We start from the raw sequence: 10350 nt of genomic DNA, 5'->3' as shown, positions 1-10350 counted from the left end.
ATCTTGCACGTCTGGTATTGAGAAGAACAATCAGATTCATGAAGGATTTGAACATGAAAGAATCATTGGCTGATGTAATGGCCATTCAACTGGATTTCCTATCTAAATTTTACCCTGAAATTCGTGACTCAGAAGAACATATCATGAATATCATTACCTTGGAAGAAGAGCGTTATGCCGCAACAGTCAAAAAAGGAAAAAGCATAGTTAAAAGATCAATCAAAAGACTTAAAAAAGAAGGCAAATCTGAAATGCCTCTTGAAATGTTAATAGATTTATATGATGCTCATGGAATACCTCCTGAAACTGTTGTTGAAATGGCAGGCAATGATTTCACCGTCAATGTTCCGGATAACTTCTTTACTCAAGTTGCAGGAGCTCACGAAAAGGACACTTCTAATAAAAAATCCACATTTGAAGTAGACTTCCCTGAAACCGATTTGTTGTTCTATAAAGATTTCTACCAAAAAGAATTTGAAGCGGAAGTTTTGGGCGTAGTTGAAAAAGATGGAGATAAATGTTTAATCTTCGATAAAACAGTATTTTACCCTGAAGGAGGGGGTCAACCTTCAGACATAGGTTTAGTTTCCATCGATGGAAATGACATTAACATGAAGCATGCTGAAAAGATTGATAATGTTGTATTGCATCATGTAGATGAAGACATTTCTGATGATGTTGTTGGCAAAAAAATCACAGGAAAACTTGACTGGACAAGAAGAATAACTCTTGCACGCCACCACACAGGAACTCACCTGGTCATTGCGGCTGCAAGAAAAGTACTGGGTCAGCACATTTGGCAGGCAGGATCACAAAATGGATTAACAAGAGCACGTATTGACTTGTCACACTACAAGCGCATCACACAGGAAGAGCTGAATGAAATTGAAAAGCTTGCCAATGAATATGTGATGGACAACATTGACTTGGACATTCAATTCCATACCCGTGATGAAGCTCAGGAATTATACGGATTTGTGCTCTATCAGGGTGGTATCGTTCCGGGCAAAATGATTCGTGTTGTAAAAGTTCCTGGCGTTGATGTACAGGCCTGTGCAGGTACACATGTCTTAAGAACTGGTGTAGTCGGACCAATCAAAATCAACAAAACCGAAAGGGTTCAGGATGGTGTTGAAAGGATTGATTTCTCAGCAGGTCTTGCTGCAATCGATTCAATGCAACATGATAATGAATTGCTAAGGGAAAGTTCAGCTATTTTCAAAGTTGAAAACAATCAATTGCCAAAAACTTGTGACAGGTTCTTCAGTGAATGGAAATCACAGAAAAATGAGATTGATCGTTTGAAATCAGAAATCGCATCACTTAAAATGAATTCTCTTGCTGATGACTTTGTTGAAATCAATGGCTTGAAGGTAATTTCCGAGAAAATGGAAACAGACATTAAGGAACTTCAAAAAATAGCTACTGACTTTACCGATAATGGAAAGGCGGATGTAGTTATTATGGGAAACGGTGATGGTAAAATTGTTGGAGCAGCTTCCCAGAATGCAATTGACAATGATATAAAAATCAATGAAATTATAAAAACTGCCGCAGGTGTTTTAGGTGGTGGCGGCGGTGGTCGCTTAACTTTAGCACAAGGTGCAGGTAAAAACGCAGATAAAATGGATGAAGCTATCCAAACTGCTGTTAATTTAATAAAAGGATAATTATTTTATCCTTCTTTTTTTTTAATCAAACGAAATACTACTCTGATGTATTTTTCTTCATTTTTATTATTTTTTTTTTGAAAATATTGTTTTTTTAACCTAATTTATATATACTTTCTTTCATAAAAATACATCTCATATTATATTTAATGGGGGTAGAATTTATCAAGAATTATAAGATTATGTTTGTCATTGCCATTTTGGTATTGATGTGTTCAGTATCGTTTGTTAGCGCAAATGAAATGGACAATGCAACGAATTTGGAAAATGATGGATTAAGTTTGGAGGGATCTGATTTTCAGGTGGATGCTTTATGTGCTGTCAATGATGATTCTTCAATAAAGGATAATTATACTTCTTCTCAAGAAGATGATTCGAAACTCAGATTTTCCGGTGGGGAAGAAGTTTTAAATGTAAGTAATGATGATCAGTTATCTGATTCAAAAATGGGAACTTCTGATGAATTGGCGAAGTTAATTAAAGATGCTAAACCGGGCTCAACAGTAACCTTGGATAAGGATTACAATATACGTCTAGGTTCTTCTCATACTATTGAATTTACGAAAGCGATTACACTTGATGGTAGGGGACATACTATTTTCGTTTATGCATATGCTTTTAAAATAAATCATCCTCCCTCATCAGCCTACTTGCAAATAAAAAATATTAATTTTATAAATGGAATAAATGGAATTATTAAAAATACTAAGGCAGCGGGTCCTTTTATAATTTCCAATTGTAATTTTACAAAACCGGAGAATGGGAATAATGGAGGTGCAATTGTTGTAAGTGGGAAGTATGAATCATATATTATTAATTGTACTTTTACAAATTGTGTTGCTTTTCCTAGAACTAAAGTTGTTAAAATGGAGACTTTTTCTCAAATATTTTCTGGTGCATCTAGTTCGGGTGGTGCCATTTATTCTAGTGCTCCGATTACTGTTAAATCTTGTCGTTTTGAAAATTGTACTGCAGGAGATGGCGGTGCAGTATATGTAGCGAGGAGTCAGGCCAAAATAATAGATTCAGTTTTTGTTAATAATCGTGCTGGAAGAGGCATTAATGTGGAGAGTTTTAAGCATGGGGGTGCCATTTATGTTTTTAAGGCGGCTGATGGTGTTTTAGTTAAAGGATGCACATTCATTGGCAATCATGCTGACCGTATTGGGGGTGCAATATCAGTTAACGGTGAGAATACTAGAATTGAGGATTGTATTTTTGATTCTAATTACCTGGGGACTGGTCGTTATAACCAGGGTGGTGCAATATTTGTGATGAATAACCAGGAAACTCCTAAAACTTCTATTCAAATAACTAGGTGTTCATTCAATAATAATGGATATGTTGGCAATGAACATTACTGTAAATATGGTGGTGCAATATTTTTCTCTAAAAATATTAATGGAGGAACTATTTCATATTGTAATTTTACTGGCAATAAGGTATCAGAACAGGGTGGTGCAGCATATTCGGAATCCACATGTCCTAATCTTAAGTTTATTGGTTGCATCTTTACTAAAAATCATGCCAATGACAAAGGTGGAGCAATATATCTTGATTCTAAAAATAATGTTGTTGATGGTTGTGTTTTTGATTCCAATTCCGCTGATGATGACGGTGGAGCCATTTATGTTGAAGCAAGATATAATTCAATAAAGAATTCCTTGTTTACAAACAATAATGCTAAGGATGAAGGTGGTGCTGTTTATATCAATGCAAGATATACAAAAATTGATTCATCCGCTTTTACGGGCAACTCTGCTAAAAAAGGTTATGATATTTATTGTGATTCCAGTTATTGTAGTCTCAAAGGTTCCATTATTTTAGGAAACAGTCCTAAGAACGCAATTTACTCTTCATGCAGTTTTTCTGCTTCAAAAAATTGGTGGGGTAATTTAGCCAGCAATAAAGATACCAAACCCGATGTTAATAAGAAAGTGAACCTTGAAAATGATTGGAATTATCTTTACTATACTGTTAAGTATGATTATACGAAATCAGCACTTGCTGCAGTTGTTGAAATGTGGCTACAAAATGTGCGTGATGGTGGTCTTTCTCCTTATTATCCATTGGTGTTTGATTTGAAATTCACCAATACTGTTTCAAATCAAAATACAATGACTTTTCATAGGGTTAGTGATTTTATTGTTCCATTAGTTGAGGGAAATACTGCTGTTACTATTTCAACAAAGGGATGGTCTCATAAAATCGATTTAAATTATGGTAAGACTTTAACTATTTATAATCGTTCCCTATCCAATCTAAAGTGGGATATTGACAATGCAGGTTCTGTTCTGAATTTAACCTCAGATTACGAGTATATGGATATTTGCGATAAAAAATTAATCAATGGAATTTTTTTCAATAAGGAGTTTGTCATTGACGGTAATGGTCATACTATTGATGGAAAAAATACTGCTTCATTATTAGAGGGGGGCTTTGCTAAGGATTTGACCTTGAAAAACATCAATTTTGTCAATATCAAAAATATTTATAAAGCCAATGGAAATCTTTTCATTGAGAATTGTACATTCAACAATTGTGGAAATGGTTTAGAGCTGCTTAGAATTACCGCAGGTGTAATTTCAATTATAAATTCTAAATTTTATAATTGCAGTTCTGATTCTTCCATGTTCATCTTTGATTCTTATGGGGGGCCTGATGTATCAATAATTCGCTGTGAATTTATTGGAAATGATGCTAATTGTCTTATGGAGGGTTACCGTTGTGAATCCTTTAACTTTGTTCATAATATTTTCTTGAATAATAGTTTCACTGATATGCATAATTTTAAGATGGGTGATCCTGCACGTGCAAGTTATGATTACAACTGGTTCGGAAATACCATATATAATTATAGTGTAAAACCTGACTTTAATGTTGACTTAGATAATTGGATGGTTTTAGACCTTGTAAACGGTGTAAACACATTTGGTACAAAGTTTGTTTATCTTAAAGTTTACAATGCAAATTCCCAAGAACTTGAAAACAACACTGCTCTGAATATTGGTTTCAATGTTTCCTCTTTAGGTGGTGTCGTTGGATATGTGGATGTTATCTCCGGTGTGGGTGTGATGAATTATGACTTTGATTCACAGGATGTTGTGACCTTGAGTTATATGTCTAATAATTTTTTATTTTCTGTTATTAATTACTTGCCGGGTTCTTTTACAGATTTGCAGTATCAGATTAACAGTGCAGGTTCTGTTTTAAACTTGACATGCAACTATGAGTATATGTCTGTTTGCGACTTCAAACTCAAACATATATGCATTGATAAACCATTGATATTGAATGGTAACGGTTTTACAATAGATGCTAATGGTATGGTTGCTATTGCTAGAATCACAGCAGGCAATGTTCAAATTTTAAATGCTACTTTTATTAACAGTTACTCTAGTCATAATGCGGCAATTGAAATTTATGCAGACAATGTTTTGATTAATTCAACATTTATTAATAACACTCTTAGCTCCAGGAGTATTAGTGGAGCTGCGATTAAGATAGGTAGCTCTAATAATGTTGTTATCCATTCAACATTCATTAAGAACAATAATCTTTTAGGTTATGGAGGAGCAATTTTTATTGACCAATCCAATAATGTTGTCATTGACTCAATATTTGTGAATAATACTGCTATACTTGGTGGTGCAATTTATTCTGAGTGGTCTGATGTATCAATTAGTGGAGTATTTGCAAATAATTCTGCTAAAAATGGTGCTGCCATTTTTATCCATGCTCGTTCTGATAAGTTAAATAGAATTTATAAATCATTGTTTATATCAAATAGGGGAATTGATAGTGTTATTAATGTTGTGGGCAATCCGAAGGTTCATGCTGTTGATGTTCATTATTCAATTTTCCTAGATAATAACTGTCTTTATGACATTGCATCAGGTCACAAGGACAGTGTTTATGCGGATTATAACTGGTTTGGAAGCACCAATGAAAATTACAATGTTAAACCTAATGTCGAATCAAGTGTTAACTTGAACAGATGGTTGTTTTTGGATGTAAATGCCAACAGTACTCTTTTAAAAATAGATGAATCCGCAGTCATTAATGTTAGTCTGAATAATGCTTATGACCGTACCTCTAGGAAGGTTTATGATGTGGAAACTAATCTGCCGGATGTTTGTTTCGATGTTTCATCTGTCAATAATGCTGTAGCTTTGGATAAGTTGGAATTGGTTGACGGTAAAGGCAATGCGTCTTACATGCCTGTTAATGAGGGTGTGGGAAGTGTTGATTTCAAATATTATTCATTTAATAAAACAGTTACATTTAATGTGGTTACTGTTCCTGAAGATTCATTTACAAAATTGCAGGAAATTATCAATAACGCAAGTGTTCATGATAGCATAGTCTTAAACAGGTCTTATAAATATTACCCTAACTTTGATGGTGATCTTAAGAATGGTATTGTGATTAATAAAAGTTTGATGGTCAATGGTAATGGTCATGTGATTGACGGTGCAAATCAGGCCCGTTTATTTAATCTTACTACTAATTCCATTGAATTGTATAATTTCATTTTGGTTAATGGTTATGCGGAAAATGGTAGTGTTATATATTCCAATGCTTCTGGCGATAAGTTGTCCAGTTCAATTGTTTTAAATTCAACAGGTTCTGTAATTTATTGTCCGTTCTGGTTTGCTGCGAATGAAAACTGGTTTGGAAATACAATTGATGATTATGATGTCGCTCCTGTTGTTGAAGGTGACCAGGTTGAGTTAAATAACTGGTTGTTTTTAACAGTTGATGTGTCCAAATTCGACTTGTTTGTTGGTGATAAGGCAATCATTACTCTTAACTTGACCAATATGTATGATGCAACTAAAGGAACTAATTCCACTTTCACTGGTATAATTCCAGTCACTTTTGACTTGTCCTGTGTTGGTGGAGACATCAATGTTTCTGAGGCCACACTGATTGATGGTGTTGCCGAATTAGAGTTTATCGGCGACGGTATTGGGCCAGGTTATCTGGAAATGTCCTGTTATAATGTCAATGAAGAGTTTTACTTTAATGTAAGTTGTGATGAGGATTCATTTACTGCTCTTCAGAAATTAATCAATAATGCTAATGGTAAAGTTGTTTTGCAGCATGACTACAGGTATTATGATTATGATGAGAAACTTAAGGGTGGAATTTTAATTAATAAATCACACATTGAGATTGATGGTGACGGGCATGTCATTGATGCTTTAAATAAAGCCGGTGTGTTTAATATTGCTGGAGAATATGTTGCCGTATATGATGTGTCTATTGTTAATTCCAAAAATACTGTTTCTGTTGATGGGGGATATGCTGCTTTCGATAATGTTTCATTTATCAGTAACGCTGATGTGATATCTGTTGTTGATGGTACTGCGGAAATTGTGGGTTGTTATTTCCTCAATAATTCTAATGTTGTTGATTTGAAATCTGCTTATGACGTTTTCATTTCAGATTCCACATTTATAAATAATACAAATATTATTAACGCATTTTATAGTACTTTGACAGTTAACAATACTAGTTTCAAAGGCAGTGATGTAGGTTCTTATTGTGTTGGCTTGATTGATTCCACTGCTGAGATTCACTCCTCCAAATTTAATGAGGTTAATTTAATCAATCCAATTTTCGTATCAATAGATTCTGAGTTATATTTATCCAAAAATATCTTAAGCAAATCTCAATACATTGATAATGAGGGTACTATAACTTCAAAAACCAGAATTGCTATTCCAGGTGAAAAGTATTATGATTTGTTAATCTATGATAATTTGACTTTAAACGCTACAGTTTATGATGACAACGGCAATATTATTAAGGTCAATGATTTGGAATTTAATATTTATCCAACAATTGACTATAATGAAAGTTCACAGGGTACTGTTTGGATTTTGAATGTTTATTGTTATCCTTGTGGTGAACATGAAGTTAATGCTTCTGTAATTGATTCACTTTCTGATTATAGTTCTGATCATGTCATATTGAATGTTTCTAAGTTTTCATCCAGTGTTAATATTGTTTCATTGGATAACATTACCTCTGGTGAAGTTTTAAACGTTAAAGTGGAGTGTACTAACTTTACAGGTGCAGTTATTGAAATTAGTGATGCTTCCGGGGAGGTTATTTTCAGACAAACAGGCGATATGACAGAGCTTAGTGTCGAATCATTGGATGCCGGAGTATACACATTAACATACATCAATGTGGGCGACGAGGAATATGAATCCAGTTCTGTTATTGCAACATTTGAAGTTTATAAAATTGGATCTGATGTTGTTATTGTAGATAAGGTTGATTCTATCTATGCTTTTAATGATTATAGGATAAACTTTACTGTATCCAATAGGACTAATGTCACTGCAAAAATCGTTGATTTAAAGACAGGGGAAGTTATTGTAAACATGAGCGTTCATGGTGATTGTCTTTATGTTAATTTGCTTGCAGGTTCCTATAATCTTACCGTAACCAATGTGGGTGATAATAATCATGAAACTTCTTCCGATTCAATGGTATTTGATGTGTTGAAAGTTAAATCATTAGTTAAAGTTGATGATGTGTCTGATTATTTCTATGATGATGTTTTAATAACATATGAGGTTGTTAATGCTTCAGATGTCCATGTGGTTATTCGCGATTTGGCTACTGGTGATGTTAAATATAATTTCACATCAACAAACACTTCAATTTCTGATTTGTATTTTGACAGTGGTCGTTATAACATTACACTTTCTGTTGAAGAATCTGACAGTACATCTTACAGCAGTGATTCTAAAGTGTTCAATGTTTTAAAAGTCGGTTCTTCAATTGTTGTTGAGGGTTTGGATGATTATGTCTATGGTGATGATGTGGAAGTTGACGTTATTGTTGATAATCGTACAACTGTTGTTGTTGAAATTAGAGATAAAACCGGTAAAATAGTTTTCAATGAAATCATAGAAGAAGATTACCTGCCAATGCCTGATTTGTCTGCCGGTGAATACGTTTTATTTGCAAGCAATTTAAAAACTGATAACGTTGCTGGAAGCAATTATACAAAAGCATTCACCATATCTAAGGCAAATTCAATAATTGATATTATATACTTCAATGATACTCTTCCATGGGGTTATTATTTCGATGTGGAATTTGATGGGGACAATCTTACAGATGTTTACGTTGTTGTTTGTGACAGTAATGGTAATGAAATTTCCGGTGGAAATTTAACTAATGATTATGGTTATTTCCTATATAGGTTAGGTAATTTAACTCTTGGCAGTTATTCAATTGAGATTATTAATCCTGGTGATGAGAACATCACAGGTTGCAGTGTTTCAATGAATTTCACTATATTTAAAGGCAATTCCACAGTCGATATTGATAATATCTCTTCTGTTTATGTTGGTGATGATGTATTCATTGAATATTATGTTTATGTCCCTGGAATAATTGATATTGTTATTATGGATGCACTGGGAAATATTGTTTATCATGAAGAAAACGCAAATATTTTCAATGTCACTGTTTCCGGTTTGCCTGCAGGGTACTATACTGTCAATGTGACTAATTTGGAAACAGAAAATGTGTTTGGAAATTATTCTGTAAGTAATTTCACTGTTTTCAAATATGATTCAAACATTACATTAAATGATGTAAAAGATGTTGTTTATGGTGAAAATGTTTTAATAGGATTTGAAGTTGAAAACCCGACTGTTGTAAATGTTAAGATAACTGATGCGAATGGAAATATTGTTTATGATGAAAATGAAACTGATTACAGTGTTTTGATTACTGATTTGGATGCAGGAGATTATACTGTTAATGTCACTAATATTGAAACATTCAACGTGACTGCAAGCAGTGATTCCAAATCATTCAGGGTCCTGAAGGCATCAATTGTTCTGACAGTTTCAGTTGATGATTCTGTTTATGGGGAATTATCCATTGTTAATGTGGGTTCTGATGTTGATGGTAACTACACTGTAAATATAGGTGATAAAGAATTGGTTGTTAATGTTGTTAATGGCCAAGGAGTAGGCACTATTACTCTTGATGCAGGTGATTATACTGCCAAAATCAATTTTACTGATGACAATTATGATATCTACACAATAGACGATTCATTTACAGTATTTAAAGCGAATGTTGCTGTGAGTGTTGAGGTTTTAGATAAAGTTTATACTGCTAATGTTAGTGGTAATGTATTTGCTAGTATTGATGGTGAGTACAAAGTAGTTATTGGTAATTTTGAAGCGCCAGTCACTGTTAAGGATGGTGTTGGTAGCTTTGATGTTGGAATATTGAATGTAGGTAACTATACTGCATCTGTAAGCTTTAATGGTACTGATAATTACAACTCTGCAGATAATGAAACTGCTTTCGAAGTGACACAAACTGGAACCAACGTTAACATTATTGTTAATGCTTCTGAAATTGTTTATGGTGATGTGATTAACATTACTCAAAGCCTTCCGAGTGATGCAACTGGAAGTGTAACCTATACATTAGCAAATGGAACAATAATTAAAGTTGTGGGCGTTAATGAGTCATTTGTATTGTCTGGTTTGAATGCTGGATCTTATGTAATCTATGCTAATTACAGTGGAGATGCTAATTATGCTCCTGCCAGTGATAGTATTACAATAATTGTGGATAAGGCTGTTAATGATGTTTTAGTTTATTCTTCTGATGTTGTTTATGGTGAAAA

The 10350-nt window shown here is 33.7% G+C and carries 2 protein-coding genes; both read left to right on the top strand.

Translation table 11 applies throughout. The features are described 5' to 3' along the window. Window positions 1-1670 (top strand): alanine--tRNA ligase (gene alaS, locus QZ143_RS08190; protein ID WP_292883029.1); only part of this gene is annotated, 1670 nt, incomplete at its 5' end. 149 nt (window positions 1671-1819) lie between these two features. Beyond that, window positions 1820-10350 (top strand): right-handed parallel beta-helix repeat-containing protein (locus tag QZ143_RS08185; RefSeq protein ID WP_292883026.1); only part of this gene is annotated, 8531 nt, incomplete at its 3' end.

It is taken from the genome of Methanobrevibacter sp. UBA188, assembly GCF_905234905.1.
Lineage (GTDB): Archaea > Methanobacteriota > Methanobacteria > Methanobacteriales > Methanobacteriaceae > Methanocatella.
This window is presented reverse-complemented; position numbering and strand designations above follow the sequence as displayed.